General features: G+C 74.1%; 14 protein-coding genes. 13 read left to right on the forward strand and 1 reads right to left on the reverse strand.

What is annotated here, in order from left to right; translation table 11 throughout:
• Positions 1-28 precede the first annotated feature (28 nt).
• The 13 genes from O7607_RS23010 to O7607_RS23070 are packed head-to-tail and all read left to right on the forward strand — an operon-like array spanning position 29 to position 15,880.
• Positions 29-1,321, forward strand: a complete 1,293-nt coding sequence (locus O7607_RS23010) for a DegT/DnrJ/EryC1/StrS family aminotransferase (RefSeq protein WP_269705250.1) — start codon at positions 29-31, stop codon at positions 1,319-1,321.
• Positions 1,318-2,190, forward strand: coding sequence for a transketolase (locus tag O7607_RS23015; RefSeq protein WP_269705252.1), 873 nt, complete (start codon positions 1,318-1,320; stop codon positions 2,188-2,190). The genes O7607_RS23010 and O7607_RS23015 overlap by 4 nt, the downstream gene beginning before the upstream one ends.
• Positions 2,183-3,217 carry a transketolase family protein gene (locus tag O7607_RS23020; RefSeq protein ID WP_269705253.1) on the forward strand — a complete coding sequence of 345 codons (1,035 nt, stop codon included), beginning with the start codon at positions 2,183-2,185 and terminating at the stop codon, positions 3,215-3,217. The genes O7607_RS23015 and O7607_RS23020 overlap by 8 nt, the downstream gene beginning before the upstream one ends.
• Positions 3,214-3,378 (forward strand): lysine biosynthesis protein LysW, encoded by a 165-nt coding sequence (locus O7607_RS23025; RefSeq protein ID WP_269705254.1) that lies wholly within the window; start codon positions 3,214-3,216, stop codon positions 3,376-3,378. The genes O7607_RS23020 and O7607_RS23025 overlap by 4 nt, the downstream gene beginning before the upstream one ends.
• Positions 3,375-4,268, forward strand: a complete 894-nt coding sequence (locus tag O7607_RS23030; protein ID WP_269705255.1) for a RimK family alpha-L-glutamate ligase — start codon at positions 3,375-3,377, stop codon at positions 4,266-4,268. Before O7607_RS23025 ends, O7607_RS23030 begins: the two co-directional genes overlap by 4 nt.
• On the forward strand, positions 4,265-5,290 hold the full coding sequence (gene argC, locus O7607_RS23035; protein WP_269705256.1) for an N-acetyl-gamma-glutamyl-phosphate reductase: 1,026 nt from the start codon (positions 4,265-4,267) through the stop codon (positions 5,288-5,290). The genes O7607_RS23030 and argC overlap by 4 nt, the downstream gene beginning before the upstream one ends.
• Positions 5,291-5,342: 52 nt before the next feature.
• A complete protein-coding gene (locus O7607_RS23040; RefSeq protein ID WP_269705257.1) occupies positions 5,343-6,215 on the forward strand; it encodes a [LysW]-aminoadipate kinase in 873 nt (290 codons plus the stop codon).
• A complete protein-coding gene (locus tag O7607_RS23045; protein ID WP_269705258.1) occupies positions 6,215-7,303 on the forward strand; it encodes a M20/M25/M40 family metallo-hydrolase in 1,089 nt (362 codons plus the stop codon). Before O7607_RS23040 ends, O7607_RS23045 begins: the two co-directional genes overlap by 1 nt.
• Positions 7,300-10,593: a non-ribosomal peptide synthetase gene (locus O7607_RS23050; protein ID WP_269705259.1), complete on the forward strand. Its 3,294-nt coding sequence runs from the start codon at positions 7,300-7,302 to the stop codon at positions 10,591-10,593. The genes O7607_RS23045 and O7607_RS23050 overlap by 4 nt, the downstream gene beginning before the upstream one ends.
• A complete protein-coding gene (locus tag O7607_RS23055; protein ID WP_269705260.1) occupies positions 10,590-11,462 on the forward strand; it encodes a thioesterase domain-containing protein in 873 nt (290 codons plus the stop codon). Before O7607_RS23050 ends, O7607_RS23055 begins: the two co-directional genes overlap by 4 nt.
• A 3-nt stretch (positions 11,463-11,465) precedes the next feature.
• Entirely contained in the window at positions 11,466-13,715 is a 2,250-nt protein-coding gene (locus O7607_RS23060; protein ID WP_269705261.1) for an acyl-CoA dehydrogenase family protein, read from the forward strand.
• A gap of 12 nt (positions 13,716-13,727) precedes the next feature.
• The gene (gene cysD / locus O7607_RS23065) at positions 13,728-14,633 is read left to right on the forward strand and encodes a sulfate adenylyltransferase subunit CysD (RefSeq protein ID WP_269705262.1); all 906 of its coding nucleotides are present in this window, start codon (positions 13,728-13,730) and stop codon (positions 14,631-14,633) included.
• Positions 14,633-15,880: a sulfate adenylyltransferase subunit 1 gene (locus O7607_RS23070; protein ID WP_269705263.1), complete on the forward strand. Its 1,248-nt coding sequence runs from the start codon at positions 14,633-14,635 to the stop codon at positions 15,878-15,880. The genes cysD and O7607_RS23070 overlap by 1 nt, the downstream gene beginning before the upstream one ends.
• Positions 15,881-16,010: 130 nt before the next feature.
• On the opposite strand, the gene O7607_RS23075 is transcribed toward O7607_RS23070, so the two are convergent.
• A complete protein-coding gene (locus tag O7607_RS23075; RefSeq protein WP_269705264.1) occupies positions 16,011-18,443 on the reverse strand; it encodes a non-ribosomal peptide synthetase in 2,433 nt (810 codons plus the stop codon).
• Between the last annotated feature and the right edge of the window lie 11 nt (positions 18,444-18,454).

The raw sequence follows: 18,454 nt of genomic DNA on the forward strand, positions 1-18,454 counted from the left end.
TCACCACCGAGACGGGAGAGTGATCGTCGTGACCAAGCTGGCCATGCTGGGCGGTGCTCCGGCTGTGCCACGGGACATCCGGCAGGTGCCCTGGCCCATCATCACCGAGGAGGACCGCAAGGCGGTACTGACCGTGCTCGACGGCGGCCAGCTCGTCTCCAACGCCGAGAACGAGACGGCGGTACGGGACCTCGAGCGGCGATTCGCCGAGCGGACCGGAGTCACCCACTGCGTCGGGGTGTCGAACGGGACCACGGCACTGTCGCTGGCCCTCGCCGCGCTGGGGATCGGCCCCGGCGACGAGGTGATCGTGCCCTCACTGAGCTTCATCGCCTCGGCGCTGGCGCCCCTGCACCAGATGGCGGTGCCGGTCTTCGCCGACGTCGACCCGGTCACGTTCAACCTCGACCCGGCCGACGTGGAGCGGCGGATCACCGGCCGTACCCGGGCGATCCTCGTGGTCCACCTGCACGGGCTGCCGGCGGACATGGACGCGCTCGGCGAGCTGGCCCGGCGGCACAACCTGGCGATCCTGGAGGACGCGGCTCAGGCCCACGGCGCGCTGTACCGGGGCAAGCCGGTCGGCTCGCTGGGCGACGTGGCCGCCTTCAGCCTCCAGGTGACCAAGAACCTGCCGACCTGCGGCGAGGGCGGCCTGCTGACCACCGACGACCCGGCCCTGGCCGAGAAGGTCCGGATGGGCCGCCAGTTCGGCGAGGTCATCGAGTCCGGTCGGCCCCGCGACTACATCTCCTACTTCCTGGGATGGAACTCCAAGCTGAACCCGATCCAGGCGGCCTTCGCCGCCAGCCAGTTGGACCGCTTCGACGACTACGCCCGCCACCGCCAGGAGAACGTCACCCGGTTCCTGGACCGGTTACGCGAGCTTCCCGGGATCGCCGTGCCGGGCGCGCCGGCGCACGCCACCCACGCCTGGCACATCCTGCGGTTCCGGTTCGACCCGGCCGCGCTGGGACTGCCCGAGGTGGCGCCGACCGCGCTGCGGGACGCGCTGCGTCGCGTGCTGCGTGCCGAAGGCGTACCGATGTCGCAGTACCAGTTGGTGCCGCTGCCCGAGCAGAAGGTCTTCACCGACCGGATCGGCTTCGGCTCGGGGTACCCCTGGGCCGCCGCGGAGGGCACGGCCGGGCCGGACCAGCGGTTCCCGGTGGCCCGCGCGATCATCGACGACTCGCTGACCCTCCAGAAGCGCCACCTGCACCCGGACTCCGGGCCCCTGCTCCAGCGCTACGCCGACGCCTTCGAGAAGGTGTGGCAGCACCGGGACGTGCTGGCCGCGGTCGCCGGGAGGGCGTCATGACGGCGGTGCTGGAGCCCGCCGCCACGCGTGCGCCGCAGAGCCTGGCGGAGCTGACCGAACGCGCCCGGCGCATCCGGCAGCACATAGTGGACGTCTGCACCGGTGGCGAGGGCGGTCACCTCGGCGGCTCGCTGTCGCTGGTCGAGGTGCTGACCGCGCTCTACTTCGACGTACTGACCGTCGACCCGGAGCGTCCGCAGGCGCCGGAACGGGACATCTTCCTCCTCAGCAAGGGCCACGGCGCCGTCGGCCTGTACGCGACGCTGGCCGAGCGGGGCTTCTTCGACCCCGCCGAGCTGGCCGGGTTCGGCCGGCCGGGCAGCCGGCTCATGGCGCACCCGGTGCGCGCGGTGCCGGGCGTGGAGATGCCCACCGGATCGCTCGGACACGGGCTGGCCCTGGGCGTCGGATTCGCGCTGGCCGCCCGCCTTGACGGCAGCCCCCGGCGGACGTACGTCGCCCTGGGCGACGGCGAGTTGCAGGAGGGCTCGGTGTGGGAGGCGGCCGCCGGGGCGGCCGGCCTGGGCCTGGACCGGCTCACCGCCGTGGTGGACCGCAACGGGCTCCAGCTCACCGGCGCGACCGAGCAGATCTGCCCGCTGGAGCCGTTGGCCGAGCGGTGGCGGTCGTTCGGCTGGGCGGTGCGCGAGGTCGACGGCAATGACATGGCTCAGGTGCGGTCGGCGCTGCGCGCGGCGCCGTGGACGCCGGGGCGGCCGAGCGTGCTGATCGCGCGAACCGTGAAGGGCGCCGGTGTCCCGTTCGTGGCCGACCGGGTGGCCAGCCACTACGTCCGGTTCACCGAGCGGCAGCACGCACGGGCCAGCGCCGCGCTGCGCCGGCAGGCACGAGGTGACGGCGATGACTGAGGCGACAGTGGTGCCGTCCCACGCGACACGTGAGGCGTACCGGGACCGGCTGGTGGCGCAGCTCGCCGAGCAGGCGAAGCTGATCTGCCTGGACACCGACACCGGCTTGTTCGGCGGGGTGGACTTCGGCCCGGCCGCGGACCGGTACGTCAACCTCGGCATCGCCGAGCAGAACCTGATGGGTGTCGCGGCCGGTATGGCCGCCGCCGGCTGGACGCCGTACGTGAACACGTTCGCGGCGTTCGCGGCGGCCCGCGCGATCGAGGCCGTCAAGATCGACATTGCCTACAACGCCCTGCCGGTACGCATCGCGGCCACCCACAGCGGGCTCGCCGCGGGTCACCTCGGCCCGACCCACCAGGCGCTGGAGGACCTCGCGGTCATGCGGGCGCTGCCCAACATGACAGTGGTGGTGCCGGCGGACGCCGCCGCGGTCGAGGCCGTGATGGAACAGGCCACCCGGCTGCCCGGCCCGCTGTACCTGCGGCTCGGCCGCAAGGCCACGCCCGCCGTCCCCACGGCGGAGCCGCTGGTCATCGGCCAGGTGCAGATGCTGCGGCCCGGCCACGAGGTGGTCCTGGTGGCGTGCGGCCCGCATCCGGTGCGCGCGGCGCTGGCCGCCGCCGAGGAACTGGCCGCCGAGGGGATCGAGCCGGTCGTGCTGAACATGCACACGGTCAAGCCCCTGGACGTCGCCGGCCTCTGCGCCGCCACCGCCGACGCGCGGCTGGTGGTCACCGTGGAGGAGCACTGGCGCGGCGGCGGACTGGGCAGCGCCGTCACCGAGACGCTCGCCGAGCACGGCCCCGTGCCCGTGGTGCGGGTCGGCATGCCGGACACCTTCGCCTCGTACGTGGGCGGACACGAGCCGCTGCTGGAGCACTACGGCATCTCCGCCCCGGCGGTGGCCGCCGCCGTGCGCGAGCATCTGCCCCGATTCAGCCCGCCGGCGAACCCCCGCCGGGCAGTGCACCCAGTTGTCGACCCGAACGGTTCGGGTCGTGTCAGAAGAGAGGTCGAGCAATGAGCGCGTGTCCCGAGTGCGCCGCCACCGTCCCCACCGGCGCCGGTCTGCGTCCGTCCGAGCTGGTCGAGTGCCCCGACTGCCGCAGTGAACTGGAGGTGCTGAGCATCAGCCCGGTCACCTTCGCGCTGGCGCCGGAGCCGGAGGAGGACTGGGGCGAGTGAGCGCCGTTACTGACGCCCCGGCCCGGCTGGCCGTGCTGGCCTCCCGAGTGCGGGCCGAGGAGAAGGGCATCCTCGATGCCCTGGAGCAGCGCAGGATCCCGGTGGAGCAGGTCGACCCGCGTCGCCTGTCCGCCGGGGTCGGCGCCCCGGTCGGGCCGTGGTCCCTCGTCCTCAACCGGGAGATCTCCGCGACCCGGGCCCGGTACGCGGCGGTGAGCCTGGAGGCCGCCGGCACACCGGTGATCAACTCGGCGGCGGCCATCGGCACCTGTGGTGACAAGTGGCTGACCTCGCTGGCGCTGCAGCGCGCCGGCGTGGCGACGCCGCGCACGGTGCTCGCCCTGACCCCGGAGGCGGCCGCCGAGGAGATCGAGCGGCTCGGCTATCCGGTGGTCGTCAAGCCGCTGAGTTCCTCCTGGGGGCGCCGGGTCTCGCTGGTGCGGGATCCGGACGCCGCCCAGGCGGTGCTGGAGCACTGCGCGGCGCTGCCCGCCCCGCAGGCGCATCTGATCTACCTCCAGGAGTTCATCGACAAGCCGGACCGCGACATCCGGGTCGTGGTGGTGGGCGGCGAGCCGGTCGCGGCGGCGTACCGCCGGTCGGCGCACTGGCGCACCAACGTGGCCCAGGGCGCGGGCACGCAGCCGTGCCCGCTCGACGACCGCCTGACCAAGCTCGCGGTGGCCACCGCGGAGGCGGTCGGCGCGGACATCGCCGGGGTCGACGTGGTCGAGGACCGCGACGGCGCCATGTACGCGCTGGAGGTCAACGCCGGCGTGGAGTTCGCCGGGCTGCAGGCCGCCCACCAGGGGCGGGTCGACGTGGCGGGAGTGATCGCGGACCTGGTGGCGCGACGGTTCCGCGACCTGACGAAGGGTGGTGCCGGATGATCCGGGCAGCGGTGGTCGGCGCGGCCGGCTACATCGGCGGGGAGGTGCTGCGGCTGCTGCTGGGCCACCCCCGGGTGGAGGTGGCCGCGGCGGTCTCCTCGCGGTTTCCGGGTAAGCGGGTGGACGGCCCGCACCCGAACCTGCGCGGCGTCACCGATCTGACCTTCTGCACCGAGGAGCAGCTCACCGAGTACGACGTGCTGTTCCTGGCCACTCCCCACCGGACCACGATGCGGACGCTGCCGCGGCTGGCCGCGCTGGCCAAGACGGTGATCGACCTGTCCGGCGACTTCCGGCTGCGCGACGCGGAGGTCTTCCGGCGCTACTACGGTGAGCCCCACGAGGCACCGGAACTGCTCGACGAGTTCGTGCCGGGTTTCCCGGAGCTGGCCCGCGAGCAGCTCACCGGCGCGGACCGGATCGCCGTGCCGGGTTGCATGGCCGCCGCGGCGATCCTGGCGCTGACCCCGTTGACGGACGAAGGGCTCATCGAGCCGGACGTGGACGTGGACGCCCGTACCGGATCGAGCGGGTCGGGCGCCACCGCCGGTGAGGCCAACCTGCACGCCGAGCGCAGCGGCGCGTTGCGGCTGTTCGCCACCTCCGGCCACCGGCACGAGGCGGAGATCGCCCAGGCGTGCGGGGTCCGGCCGACCATGACCGCGACCGGCGTCGAGGCGGTACGCGGCGTACAGGTGGTGTGCCGTACGCGGCTGCGCGAGGGCGTCACCGAGCAGGAGGTGCGGGCCGCCTACCGACGCCGCTACGCCGAGGAGCCGTTCGTGCGGGTGGTTGCCCAGCGGCGGGGCCTGTACCGGCTGCCGGAACCGAAGATCCTGCTCGGCTCGAACTTCTGCGACGTCGGTTTCGCGCTCCAACCCGACTCGCGCCGGCTGCTGGCGGTGTCCGCCCTGGACAACCTGGTCAAGGGCGGCGCCGGCAACGCCGTGCAGTCACTGAACGTACGGATGGGCTGGCCCGAGCGGCTCGGCCTGGAGTTTCCCGGTCTGCACCCGGTCTGACGGACCTCACCCACGCGGCCCCGTCAGCGTCTCTGGAGGAAGGCACGATCTGATGAAGCAGAACAGTGGACGTCCACCGGTCACGGTGGTGAAGTGCGGCGGTAACGGCGACGTGGACGCCGCCGCGGTGTGCGAGGACGTCGCCGAACTGGTCCGGCAGGGCCGGCGGGTGGTGGTGGTCCACGGCGGGTCGGCCGACATCGAGGACCTGGCGCAGCAGCTCGGCGTGCCGCAGCGCAAGCAGGTCGCCCCGGACGGGGTGAGCGCCCGGCACACCGACGAGCGCACCCTGGAGGTGGTCACCCTCGCCCTGGCCGGCCGGGTGAAGCCCCGCCTGGTGCGCTGCCTGGTCGAGCAAGGGGTCCGGGCGGTCGGCCTCACCGGGATCGACGCGGGTCTGCTGGTCGCGCGCCGGAAGAAGGCCCAGCGGGCGGTCGTCGACGGCCGGGTCGTCCTGGTACGCGACAACCACTCCGGCGTGGTGGACACCGTGGACGGTGAGTTCCTGGGCAGCCTCCTCGACGCCGGTGCGGTACCGGTGATCTCCCCGCCGGCGATCACGCCGGACGGCGAGATCGTGAACATCGACGCCGACCGGGCCGCGGCGGCCGTCGCCGCGGCGCTGGGTGCCGAGTCCCTGGTGTTGCTGACCGGCGCCCCGGGCGTTCAGCAGGACCCCGGCGACGAGCACTCGGTGCTGCCGATCTGTCACGTGCCGCCGGCCGGCCGCCCGCCCAGGTGGGCGCGGGGCGGGATGGCCCTGAAGCTGGTCGCCGCCCGCGAGGCCCTGCTCGGGGGCGTGCGTCGGGTGCTGGTGGCGGACGGCCGCTGCCGCGGCCCGGTGCGTCGGGCGCTGTCCGGCACCGGGACGCAGGTGGCCCTGGAACAGCCGGTCCGGCAGGAGTCCCTGGCGAAGGCGTCCTGATGGGCGCCCCGTCCGATGTGGACCTTCTAGAGGAGATGGTCCGCATCCCGTCCCCCTCCGGCGCCGAGCACCGGTTGTCGGCGTTCCTGGCCGAGGCGATGACCGGGCTGGGCCTGGACGCGCACGTCGACGAGGTCGGCAACGTGGTCGGCGTGACCGGGACCGGCGACGGGCCCACCGTGGTCCTGCTGAGCCACCTCGACACCGTGCCGGACCCGATGACGCCCCGCCGGGAGAGCGACCGGATCATCGGGCGGGGCGCGGTGGACGCCAAGGGCCCACTGGCCGCAATGGTGATGACCGCCGCGGCGTCCACTGACTTCCCCGGCCGGCTGGTGGTGGCCGGCGTGGTGGAGGAGGAGACCCCCGGCTCGCGTGGGGCGATGCACGTGCGCGCCACCTGGCCCTGCCCGGACGCGTTGGTGGTGGGCGAGCCGAGCGGCTGGCAGAACGTGGTGATCGGCTACAAGGGGAAGCTGGACCTGCGGTACCGGGTGCACCGGGCGGCGACCCACCCGAGCAACCCGGTGGAGAAGGCCACCGAGGCCGCCGCCGCGTTCTGGCACGACGCGGTCGCCGCGGCCGGGCCCGAGGTCAGCCACGCCGCGTTCGACCTTCCCGGCGTCACCCTGGTGGCGATGTCGGGCGACACCACCGACGCGACGCTGGAGCTCAGCTACCGGACCCCGGTGGGGTTCGACGACGCCGCGCTGCTGGAGCGGCTGCGTAGCGTCTCCCGCGGCGGCGGCCTCGAACTGCTCAACTCCGTCTCGGCGGTACGCAGCGACCGGCGTGACCCGGTCGTGCGGGCGCTGACGGCCGCGATCCGCGAGGTCGGCGGCACGCCGCGGCCGAAGCTGAAGACGGCGACGTCGGACATGAACACCCTGGCCGAGGTCTGGCCGGTGCCGATGGCCACCTACGGGCCCGGCGACAGCAGCCTCGACCACGCCGCCGACGAGCACATCCTGATCGACGACTACCGGTGCGGCATCGAGGTGCTCCGCCGCGCCGTGACCGACCTCGGCCGCCGCCCGCCGGCCGCCGCGGTTTCCCCTTCCGCCATCAGCCCTGGAGGCCGATCGTGAACGATTTGATGAAGCGGCTGGCCCGACTGCCCGCGGACCGCCGCGCGGAGCTGCTCGCCCTGCTGCGCGACGACGAGCCGGACACGGCCGCCGGTCCCACACCACGCCAGCGCGGTGACAGCTCGCCGCTGTCGTACGCCCAGGAGACGCTCTGGTTCCTGGACCGGCTGGCCCCCGGGCAGCCGACGTACAACGTGCCGGTCTGCTTCCGGCTGCGGGGCCGCCTGGACGCGGACGCCCTGCGCACCGGCCTGGCCACCGTGGTGGCCCGGCACGAGTCGCTGCGGGCCCGGATGGCCGACGGGGACGACGGGCCGGTGCAGGTGGTGGCGGCCGAGGTGCCGGTGGAGCTGCCGGTGCAGGACGTCACCGGCGGTGCGGATGCCGCCGTCGAGGCGGCCCGGGCGCTGGCCCGGGAGGCGTTCGACCTGGGCCGGGCGCCGCTGTGGCGGGCTCGGCTGATCCGGGTCGCCGACGACGACCACCTGTTCGTCTTCGTCGTGCACCACGTGGTCTTCGACGGGTGGTCGCTGGGTGTGTTCGTCCGCGAACTGGGCGAGTGCTACCGGGCGGCGGTCGACGGGGACCGGGCCGACCTCGAGGCGGTGCCGTTGCAGTACGCGGACTACGCGTTGTGGCAGCGGGAGTGGCTGCGCGAGGAGAACCTGGAGCGGCTCACCGGGTTCTGGCGGGAGCGCCTCGACGGGGCACCGGTGCTGGAGTTCCCGACCGACCGCCCACGGCCGGCGGAGGCCACCTACCGCGGCACGTTCATCCGCCGGTTCCTGCCGGTGGGCGGCCCCGGCGCGGTGCAGCAGTTGGCCCGTTCGCTGGGCACCACCCCGTACAGCGTCTACGTGGCGGCGTTCTTCGCCCTGCTGCACCGCTACACCGGCCAGGACGACCTGGTCATCGGCTCGCCGACGGCGAACCGGCAGCACTCGGAGGTGGAGGCGGTCGTCGGGTTCTTCGTCAACATGCTGGTGCTGCGCGCCGACGTCGCGGGCGACCCGACCTTCCGGGAGCTGGCCGGCCGGGTCACTCCCACCGTGCAGGAGGCGTTCGCCCACGGCGAGCTGCCGTTCGAGAAGCTGGTCGAGGCGGTACGACCGGACCGCGACCCGTCCCGCTCGCCGATCTTCCAGATCGCGTTCACCTTCCAGAACGCCGAGGGCGAGGTCACCCTGCCCGGCCTGGAGACCGAACGGGTCCTGCTCAGCCCCGGCACCTCCCGCTTCGACATGAGCTGGAACCTGTTCGAGCGCGACGGCGGGCTGGACCTCAACGTCGAGTTCAACACCGACCTGTTCGATCCGGAGTCCATCGAGCAGGTGATGGCGCACTACGGGCGGCTGCTGTCCGCGGTGGTCACCGACCCGGACCGCAAGGTCACCGAGATCCCGCTGCTGGACGAGCGGGAGCGGGAACGGCTCCTGCACGAGTTCGACGGTCCGCGCCGCGAGCGGCCGGACACCACGGTGGTGGATCTGTTCGCCCGGCAGGTGGCCGAGCGTCCCGACGCCGTCGCCGTGGTGGTCGGCGACACCGAACTGAGCTACGCGGAGCTGGACCGGCGGGCCGAGGAGATCGCGGGCCGGCTGCGCGCAGCCGGAGCCGCGCCGGACACCCTGGTCGGGATCTGCCTGCCCCGGGGCGCCGACCTCGTCGCCACGGTGCTCGCGGTGCTCCGCTGCGGAGCCGGCTACGTACCGCTGGACCCCGGACATCCGGCGGCCCGGATCGCGGCGATCCTGACCGACAGCGCGGCCGTCGCGGTGGTCAGCACCACCGCAGCGGGCGGCGCGCTGCCGGCCGACGGGCCGGCCGTCGTACACCTCGACCGCCCGGCCGGGGACGACCGGGCGGAGGTGGCGGCGGCGCCCCCCGCCCCGCACGACCTGGCCTACGCGCTCTACACCTCCGGCAGCACCGGCACCCCGAAGGGGGTGCTCATCGAGCACCGCGCCGTCACCAACTTCATCGCCTCGGTGCAGGAGCTGTTCGACCTCACCCCACAGGACCGGGTGCTCGGCTTCGCCGCTGTCACCTTCGACGTGTCGGTGTTCGAGATGTTCGCGGCCCTGCTCACCGGCGCCCGCCTCTACGTGGTGCCGGACGAGGACCGGCTGGAGATCGACAGGCTGCAGGCGCTGCTGGAACGCGCCGAGATCACCGTGATCGACCTGCCGCCGTCGCTGATGGCGCTGCTCGAACCGGAGCGGCTGCCGAAGCTGCGCATCGCCTTCGTCGGCGGCGAGGCGTTCCCGGGCGAGCTGGTCAACCGGTGGAACCAGGGCCGGCGCTTCTTCAACGGCTACGGCCCGACCGAGTGCACCGTCACCATGGTGGTGCAGGAGTGCACCGGCACCTGGGACACCTCGCCCCCGATCGGGCTGCCGATGGCCAACCACGTGGCGCACGTGCTCGACCCGCACGGCGAGCCGGTGCCCGTCGGCGTACCCGGTGAGCTGGTGATCGGCGGGCTCGGTCTGGCGCGCGGCTACCTCAACCGGCCCGAGCTCAGCGCGGAGAAGTTCCTCGACGACCCGTTCGGGACCGCGCCCGGCGGCCGGCTGTACCGCACCGGCGACCTGGTCCGCCGTCAGCACGACGGGGCGCTGGTGTTCTGCGGCCGGATCGACCAGCAGGTGAAGATCCGCGGACTGCGGATCGAGCTGGGTGAGATCGAGGCCGTGCTGAGCCAGGTGCCCGGCGTGCGGCAGGCAGTCGTGCAGCCGTGGGCGGACGACCGCGGCGATCGGCATCTGGTCGGCTACCTGACCGGTGAGCCGCCGGCCGACGAGCGACTGCGCGCGGCGCTGGGTGAACAGCTGCCGCCCTACATGGTGCCGGCCCACTTCGTCCGGATCGCCGACATCCCGTTGACCACCAGCGGCAAGGTCGACCGCCGTGCGCTGCCGGCGCCGGAGACCACCCAGGCGGCCACCGGCGAGGTGCGCTACGCCGACGAGACCGAGGAGACGCTGGCCCGCGAGGTGGTCGGGCCGGTGCTGCGCCTGGAGCAGGTGGGCCCGGAGGAGAACTTCTTCACCCTGGGCGGGCACAGCCTCGGCGCCGCGCAGGTGGTGTCGCGTATCCGCCGGCAGTTCGGGGTGGAGGTCGGGCTGACCGACTTCTTCCGCGCCCCGACCGTACGGGGACTCGCCGCGCTGGTTCGCACCGCCCAGGCAGGCCAGCTCAACGACGACGACCTGCTGCGGATGATCGAGTCGATGAGCGACGAGGAAGCGGCGGCCATGCTCGCCGCCGAGCAGGGGCAGGCGTCGTGACCTCCGTACCGTCGGCCGGAGCGGTGCGCGAGGTGGGGGCGGACGTCACGCTCTCACCAGCCAAGCGGGCGCTGCTGGCCCGGTTGCGGCACCGGTCGGTGCCGCAACCGGGTGGTCCGGCGATGCTGCGGCCCGGCGCCGGCCGCCCCGGGCTGGTGCTTGTGCATCCGGTCGGCGGCGCGGTCCTCTGTTACGCGGCGCTGGTGTCCGCTCTCGGCGGCGACGAGCCGGTGTGGGGCTTCGCGGCGGACCGGCCGGCCGACGACCTGCCCGACGCCGGCCGCCTCGGCGGTCTCGCCGAGCGCTACCTGGCCACGCTGGACCCGGCCGAGCGCCGGTGGGTCTTCGCGGGCTGGTCGTTCGGCGGCGTCGTCGCCTACGAAATGGCCCGCCGCGCCGGCGGGACGGCGGTGCTGCTGGACACGGCGTACCCCGGGTCGGATCCACCGGAGGACGAGGCGGCGATCCGCCGATTCTTCCTGCACGACCTGTGCCGCACCGCCGGCCTGCCGCCACCTGCGTCGGCGGCCGGGGCCGGCGGGACCGGCCCGGGCGTGGCCGAACTGGCGTCGCGGGCCGGCCTCACCGCGGACCTGACCGCCGCGGAGATCGAGGCCCGCTACCGGGTCTGCCGCAGCAACGCGCTGGCGCTGGCCGCCCACCGGCCCGGCCGGTACGAGGGTCCGGTCTGGTATGTCCGGGCCGGCCTGTCGCCGGACCACGGGCCGGCCTGGCAGCAGGTGGCGCCGGATCTGCGGACCCGGTCGGTGCCGGGCGAGGACCACTACACCCTGTTGGGCGCCGGCCCGGTCGGCGCGGTCGCGGCGGTGGTGCGGGAAGCGATGCGCCGCGCGGATCGAGGAGAGTGACCGATGGAGACCAGTATCGACGTCGACGAGGGCCACGAGCGGTTCCGCCGGTCCGTGCGGGACCGGCTCGCCGACCCCGAGCTGCGCCGTGAGCTGGCCGCGCTGCGGGCCGGCGGGCAGCCGGAGCCGGACGCCCGGGAGGTCTACCGCCACCTCGGCCGGCTGCGGCTGCTCGCGCCGAACTGGCCCGAGGAGTACGGCGGGGACGGCCTGGGGCACAGCGCCGCGGCGATCGTCTACGAGGAGTTGGTACGCGCCGACGTGCCGGACACGTTGCACGTCAACACCATTCAGATCGTCGCGCTGTTCCTGCTGCTCGCCGGCAGCCCGGAACAGAAGGCCGCGCACCTGCCCGCGATGGCCCGGGGCGAACGCTTCGCCAGCGTCCTCTACACCGAGCCGGAGGCCGGCTCCGACCTGGGCGGTTTGCGGACCACCGCCACACGCGACGGGGACGGCTGGCGCCTCGACGGGGTCAAGGTGTTCAGCCTCAAGAGCGACATCACCGATCTCGGCCTGTGCGCGGCGCGTACCGGATCGGGCGCGGGCCGCTACGACGGCATCACCCTGTTCCTGGTGGACCTGCACGCCGACGGGGTGGCGCGCAGCCGGATCCCGAGCATCGCCGACGAGCAGTTCCACCGCGTCGAGCTGACCGGGGTGCGGGTCGGGCCGGACGCGGTGCTCGGCGAGGTCGGGCAGGGCTGGCCGCTGCTGTCGCAGGCGTTGGCGATCGAGCGGACCGGCCTGGACTACACGCTCAAGGCCGAGCGATGGTACGAGGCCGCGGTGGCGGGACTCGGCCACGACGACAGCCCGGCCGAGGCGGCGCTGCTCGTCGACGCCGGAAGGTTCGACGCCCGGCTCGCGGCCAGCCGGGCGCTGGCGTGGTCCGTGCTGACGAGGCTGGAGGCCACCGACACGGCCGACGAGGCCGCCACCGCTGTGGCGAAGCTGTACAGCAGCGAGCTGGCCCAGGAGGTGGCCGGCTGGGCGGTCGGCGTGCACGGGCTCGGCTACCACCCTGCGGTGCTGGGGCGGCGGCGGGCGGACGTGCTGGAGGCGGCGTACCGGGAGGCGCCGGGTCTGACCTTCTCCGCCGGTGCCTCGGAGGTGATGCTCCAGATCATCGCGAACCTCGCGCTGGACGACCCGGATCCGGCCGCCGGTGGCCCCGCCGATCCGATGCGGGACCGGCTGCGGCAGGTGATGCGCGGCCGGCTCGCCCGGGTGCCGGTGCACGCGTCGGGCGCGGACCCACAGGCCGCGTGGGACGCCGTACGGCGGGGCGGGGCGTGCACGCTGGACGTCCCGGTCGCCGCCGGGGGCATGGAGCTGGGACTCGGGGCGGCGGTGGTGGTCGCCGAGGAACTCGGGCGGGCGGCGGCCGTCACGCCGTACCCGGCGGTGGCGGCGGCGATCGACGCGGCGCTCGCCGGCGGTGCGTCCGAGGACATGCTCGCGGAACTGGTCGCCGGCGCGGTGCCGGCGGACATGGGGGGTTTCGACCCGGTGTCGGTGACAGCCGCCCCGGACGGCGACGGGGCGTGGAAGGCGTCAGGCGCGATCCCCGTGGACGGCACGGACGTGGCGGTGCTGCTGCCGGTCGCCGTCGAGGACGGCACGGCACTGGCGCTGCTGCCGGCTGGCAGCACCGTGCCGTCGGCCGAGATCCCGGGCGTCACGGACGCGGCTGGGGTCCGTATTCCAGGTGAGCGGGTGCTCTGCCGGGACGTGGCGCTCGACGACTGCCCGGAGGGCGTCGTCGGGCGGGCCCGCATCCGCCAGGCCGCCCTGCTGCTCGGGCTGGCGCAGGGAGCGCTCGGCGAGGCGGTGCGGCACACCGGCGCCCGGGAACAGTTCGGCCGGCGGCTGCGCGACTTCCAGAGCGTGGAGTTCGCGCTCGCCGGCGCGTACGCGGAGGTGGCCGCGCTGCGGCTGCTCGTGGAACAGGCGGCGGAGCTGGCCGACGCGGACCGTCCGTTCGGCGTGGCCGGCACCCGGGCGCTGGCCCTGGCCGCGGAGACGACGTTGGAGGTGACCCGGCTGGCCATGCACGTGTGCGGTGCCCGTGGTCTCACGCCGCAGCTCCGGGTCGCGCCCTACTACCTGCTGGGCCGGTCCGAGGCGGTACGCCTGGGCCGTCCGGTGGCGCTCTGGCACGAGCTCGGCGCCCGGGCGGTAGCGCGCTCCCGGCGAGATGACAGTGGCGGCGCCGCCGCCGACGCAGCGCCCGGCGCGGGCGCGGATTGACGAGGTGAACCGATGTCCGTGTACCGACTCTCCCATCTGGAGGCGCTGGAGGCCGAGGCGCTGCACGTGCTACGTGAGGTGGCAGCGGAGGCCGACCGGCCAGCGCTGATGTTCTCCGGCGGCAAGGACTCCATCGTCATGCTGCATCTGGCCCGGCTCGCGTTCTGGCCCGCGCCGGTACCGTTCCCGATGCTGCACGTGGACACCGGGCACAACTTCCCGGAGGTGCTGGCCTTCCGCGACCGCCTGGTCGAGGAGTGGCGGTTGCGCCTGGTCGTGTCCTCGGTGCCGGAGATGATCGCCGACGGGCGGATCGTCGAGCCGCCCGGGGAGCCGTCCCGCAACCGCCTGCAGACCCCGGCGCTGCTGGAGGCTGTCACCCGGCACCGTTTCGACGCGCTGTTCGGCGGTGCCCGTCGCGACGAGGAGAAGGCCCGGGCCAAGGAACGGGTGCTGTCCTTCCGGGACGAGTTCGGCCAGTGGGATCCGAAGAACCAGCGGCCGGAACTGTGGAACCTCTACAACGGGCTGCTGCGGCCGGGGGAGCACCTGCGGGTGTTCCCGCTGTCCAACTGGACCGAGCTGGACGTGTGGCAGTACATCGCCGAGCGCCGGATCGAGGTCCCCTCGATCTACTTCGCGCACAAGCGGGAGGTGTTCCGCCGGGACGGGATGATCTTCTCGGTCGGCCCGTACCTGCCGATGCGGGACGGGGAGAGCAGCGCGGAGGAGCAGGTCCGGTTCCGCACGGTGGGCGACATGAGCTGCACCGGCGCGGTGAGCTCGACGGCCACCACCGTCGAGGAGGTGCTGCGGGAGGTGGCCGCGAGCCGGCTCACCGAACGCGGGGCCACCCGGGCCGACGACCGGGTCAACGAGAGCGCCATGGAGGACCGCAAGAGGGAAGGGTATTTCTGATGGACCTGCTCCGGATCGCCACCGCCGGCTCGGTCGACGACGGCAAGAGCACACTGATCGGGCGGTTGCTCTACGACACCAGCGCCGTGCCCGAGGACCAGCTCGACGCCGTCGAGCAGACCAGCGAGCGGATGGGCGCCGACGAGGTGAACCTGGCGTTGCTCACCGACGGCCTGCGCGCCGAACGCGAGCAGGGCATCACCATCGACGTCGCCCACCGCTACTTCGCCACCGCCCGCCGCAAGTTCATCATCGCCGACACGCCGGGGCACGTGCAGTACACCCGGAACATGGTCACCGGCGCCTCCACCGCCAACCTGGCCGTGGTGCTCGTCGACGCGCGGGTCGGGCTGACCGAGCAGAGCCGCCGGCACGCGTTCCTGTGCTCGCTACTCGGCGTGCCCCACCTGGTGCTGGCGATCAACAAGATGGACCTGGTGGACCACGACGAGGCCGTGTACCGGCGGATCCGGGACGAGTTCACCGAGTTCGCCACCCGGCTGCGCATCCCGGACGTGACCGCCATCCCGATGTCCGCGCTGCGCGGCGACAACGTCGTGCACCGGTCCGCGCGGATGCCATGGTACGAGGGCCCGCCGCTGCTGCACCACCTGGAGGAGGTGCACGTCGCGTCCGACCAGAACCTGGTCGACCTGCGGCTCCCGGTGCAGTACGTGATCCGCCCGCGCACCGACGAGCACCACGACTACCGCGGCTACGCGGGGCAGGTGGCCGCGGGTGTGGTCCGGGTCGGTGACGAGGTGGTCGCGCTGCCCAGCGGGATGACCAGCCGGGTCACCGCGATCGACGGTCCGCTCGGGCCGGTGGAGGAGGCGTTCGCGCCGATGTCGGTGACCGTACGACTGGCCGACGACATCGACGTGTCCCGGGGCGACCTGCTCGCCCGCCCCAACAACCAGCCGCGCGCCACCCAGGACCTGGGCGCCGTGGTGTGCTGGATGGACACCGCGCGGCTCACCGCCGGTTCCCGGCTCCTGGTGAAGCACACCACCCGGGTGGTTCCGTCGATCGTCACCTCGCTGCGGTACGGCATCGACGTGAACACGCTGCACCGGCACGACACCGACGAGCTGGAGTTCAACGGGATCGGCCGGATCGGCCTGCGGACCACCCAGCCGCTGATGTGCGACGACTACCGGCTCAACCGGTCCACCGGCTCGTTCATCCTCATCGACCCGGTCTCCAAGCGAACGGTGGGCGCGGGCATGGTCCGCGCCTCCGGCTGATCCGCCCGGCCCGACGACGGCTGGTGTCCCCGGACACCGGCCGTCGTCGTGTGTGCGCCGCCCTGCCGGTGGTCCGGGTGCGACGCCGGCCCCCGCTCGGTGCTCCGGGCGGGGGCCGGTGGGGTGGTGCTCAGGCGGCGTCGGCCAGCTCCAGCACCTCACGGACGACCGCGGCACGACGGCGCAGCCGGTCGGCGGCCGAGCCGGCCAGCAATGCCTCGGCGAACAGCCGCACGGTCGGCCGGCTGAAGAACAGCGCCGTGTCCACGTCGATCCGGAGCAGGTCCCGGAGCACACCCAGCGCCCGGGTCACGGTGAGCGAGTGCGCGCCCAGGTCGAAGACGTTGGCGTCGGCGTCGACCCGGTCGACGCCGAGCAGGTCGGCCCAGACCATGGCGAGCACGGCCGTCACGTCGTCGGCCGGCGCCGGGGCGGCCGTACCGGCATCGGCCGGTGTGTCCGTTGCCGCCGCGCGCAACCGGGCCCGGTCGACCTTGCCGTTGGGCAGCAGCGGCAGCTCCGCGACGGGCACCAGCCGGGCCGGCACCCACGCCTCGGGGAGCTGCGTACGCAGCCGGTCGGCCAGCGCCGCCGGGTCCGGCTGCCCGTCGTGCACCACGTACCCGACGAGCACCGACTCGCCGTGACGCTCCTCGGCGAGCACGCACGCCTGGCGCACCCCGGGCTGATCGAGCAGGGTCCGCTCCACCTCGCGCGGCTCCACCCGGAAACCGCGGATCTTGACCTGGTCGTCGGCGCGGCCGACGAAGACCAGGTCACCGGCGGGGGTCAGGACACATACGTCGCCGGTGTCGTAGACCCGCCCTCCGGTGAGATCCGGCCGGCCGGGCGGATGGGCCACCGACTGGAAGCGCTGCCCGGTCTGCTCGTGGTCGCCGAGATAGCCGCGGGCCACCCCGGCACCCCCGATGAACAGCCGGCCGGGAACGCCGACCGGAGTGGGGCGGCCCTCCGGGTCGCGCAGCTCGGCCCACACGTGTGACAGCGGCGCACCGAGGGAGACGTCCCGTCCCGGCCGGGCGGGTGCGGCACCGGCGAACGCGCCGATTGTCGTCTCCGTCGGCCCGTAGTGGTTGTAGACCCGCAGCTCGGGCCGGAGAGCACGGAGCCGCTCCAGCAGCGCGGGGTCGAGCCGTTCCCCGCCGAGCACCAGCGTGCGGGCCGGGAGGCAGGCCGGGCCCTGCGGGTCGGCGAGGAGCGCCGCCAGGTGGGACGGGGCCATCTTGACCAGGTCGACTCCGGCCGCGCGTAGGTGGGCGGCGAACCGGCCCGCGTCGAGACGGGCGTCCGCCGGGACGGCCGCGACAGTGCCGCCGTGGGCCAGGGTGGGGAACGTGGCGGTGTAGCCGAGGTCGGCGCCGATACCGGCCGGGCTGGCGGTGGTGACGCCGGGGCCGAGGGAGAGCAGCGCGGCCACGGAACGGGCGTACGCCGACAGTTGCCCGTGCTCCACCGCGACGGCCTTGGGCGTCCCGGTGGAGCCGGAGGTGAACAGCACGTACGCCAGGTCGCCGGGGCCCCCGGCGGGAACCGGCGGCGGACCGGCCGGTGCCGGGGCGTCCAGCGGCAGGACCGGCACGTCGCTCAGCGCCGAACGGTCGGTCCCCGGCCCGGTCAGCACGACGCTCGCGCCGGCTCGGCGGACGAGCGTGCGGATGCGCTCCACCGGCAGGGCCGGGTCGAGGGGCAGGAAGGCCGCACCGGCGGTCATCGCGGCCAGCGCACCGGTCAGGAAAGACGTCAGGTCGTCCGCGAGCACGCCCACGATCTGCTGCGTCGCGGCGGCCGGGAGGTGGCTGCGCAGCGCCGCCGCGTACCGGAGCATGTCGGCGCGGAGCGCGCCGTAGGTGCGGACGGCCGGTCCGTCGACGATCGCGCGGGCGTGCGGGTTCTCCGCGCCGTGCCGCAGCACCGCCAGGTGGCAGGGCTCGGCCGGCGGGTCGTCCAGCCGGTCGCCGGTGAGCCGGTGGCGGATCCACGCCAGCTCCTCGTCCCCGACGACGTGCGTGACCGGTCGCCCGGCGGCGACGGCCTCGGGGATGCGCGTCAGCACGGTGTGCAGCCGCTGCGCGAACAGCTCCGCAGCTCTGCCGTCCAGGTCCTCGCCGTGGACGTGCACGGCGGTGGCGGGACGCCCGGCGATCCGCAGCGCGAGGGCAGTGCCGGCGCGGACTGGGCCGTCCCCGGCCGGTGCGGGGGACCAGCACACCAGGGGGTCCGGCGCCGGGATGCCGTCCACGGTGTCGACGGCCGCGGCGCGGATGCGGTCGAGCAGGCCCGGCACGGTCGGTGGCTCCGCGAGGTCGACCGGGACGGTACGCCGGCCGGCCGGCCCGGTCAGGACGAGCTCGCCCGGGTGTCGCAGGGCGAACTGGACGATCGCGGTCGCAGCGGCGAGTACCTCGTCCTCGCCGGCGGCCGCGGCCGTGGCCGCGTCGCGCAGCGCCCTGACCGTGGCCGGGGGCAGCGGGCGGGCGGAGTCCTCGGCGGCCGGGCCCGCAACGCGGACAGCCGGGGTGTGACGTGCATCGGTAGTGCGCACCGTGACGCTCC

This window comes from Micromonospora sp. WMMA1949 (assembly GCF_027460145.1).
Classification (GTDB): Bacteria; Actinomycetota; Actinomycetes; order Mycobacteriales; family Micromonosporaceae; genus Micromonospora.

Coding starts and splice junctions, on each gene's coding strand:
- O7607_RS23020 (WP_269705253.1), top strand. CDS start 2,183: ATGACTGAGGCGACAGTGGTGCCGTCCCACGCGACACGTGAGGCGTAC.
- O7607_RS23040 (WP_269705257.1), top strand. CDS start 5,343: ATGAAGCAGAACAGTGGACGTCCACCGGTCACGGTGGTGAAGTGCGGC.
- O7607_RS23070 (WP_269705263.1), top strand. CDS start 14,633: ATGGACCTGCTCCGGATCGCCACCGCCGGCTCGGTCGACGACGGCAAG.
- O7607_RS23045 (WP_269705258.1), top strand. CDS start 6,215: ATGGGCGCCCCGTCCGATGTGGACCTTCTAGAGGAGATGGTCCGCATC.
- cysD (WP_269705262.1), top strand. CDS start 13,728: ATGTCCGTGTACCGACTCTCCCATCTGGAGGCGCTGGAGGCCGAGGCG.
- O7607_RS23060 (WP_269705261.1), top strand. CDS start 11,466: ATGGAGACCAGTATCGACGTCGACGAGGGCCACGAGCGGTTCCGCCGG.
- argC (WP_269705256.1), top strand. CDS start 4,265: ATGATCCGGGCAGCGGTGGTCGGCGCGGCCGGCTACATCGGCGGGGAG.
- O7607_RS23025 (WP_269705254.1), top strand. CDS start 3,214: ATGAGCGCGTGTCCCGAGTGCGCCGCCACCGTCCCCACCGGCGCCGGT.
- O7607_RS23015 (WP_269705252.1), top strand. CDS start 1,318: ATGACGGCGGTGCTGGAGCCCGCCGCCACGCGTGCGCCGCAGAGCCTG.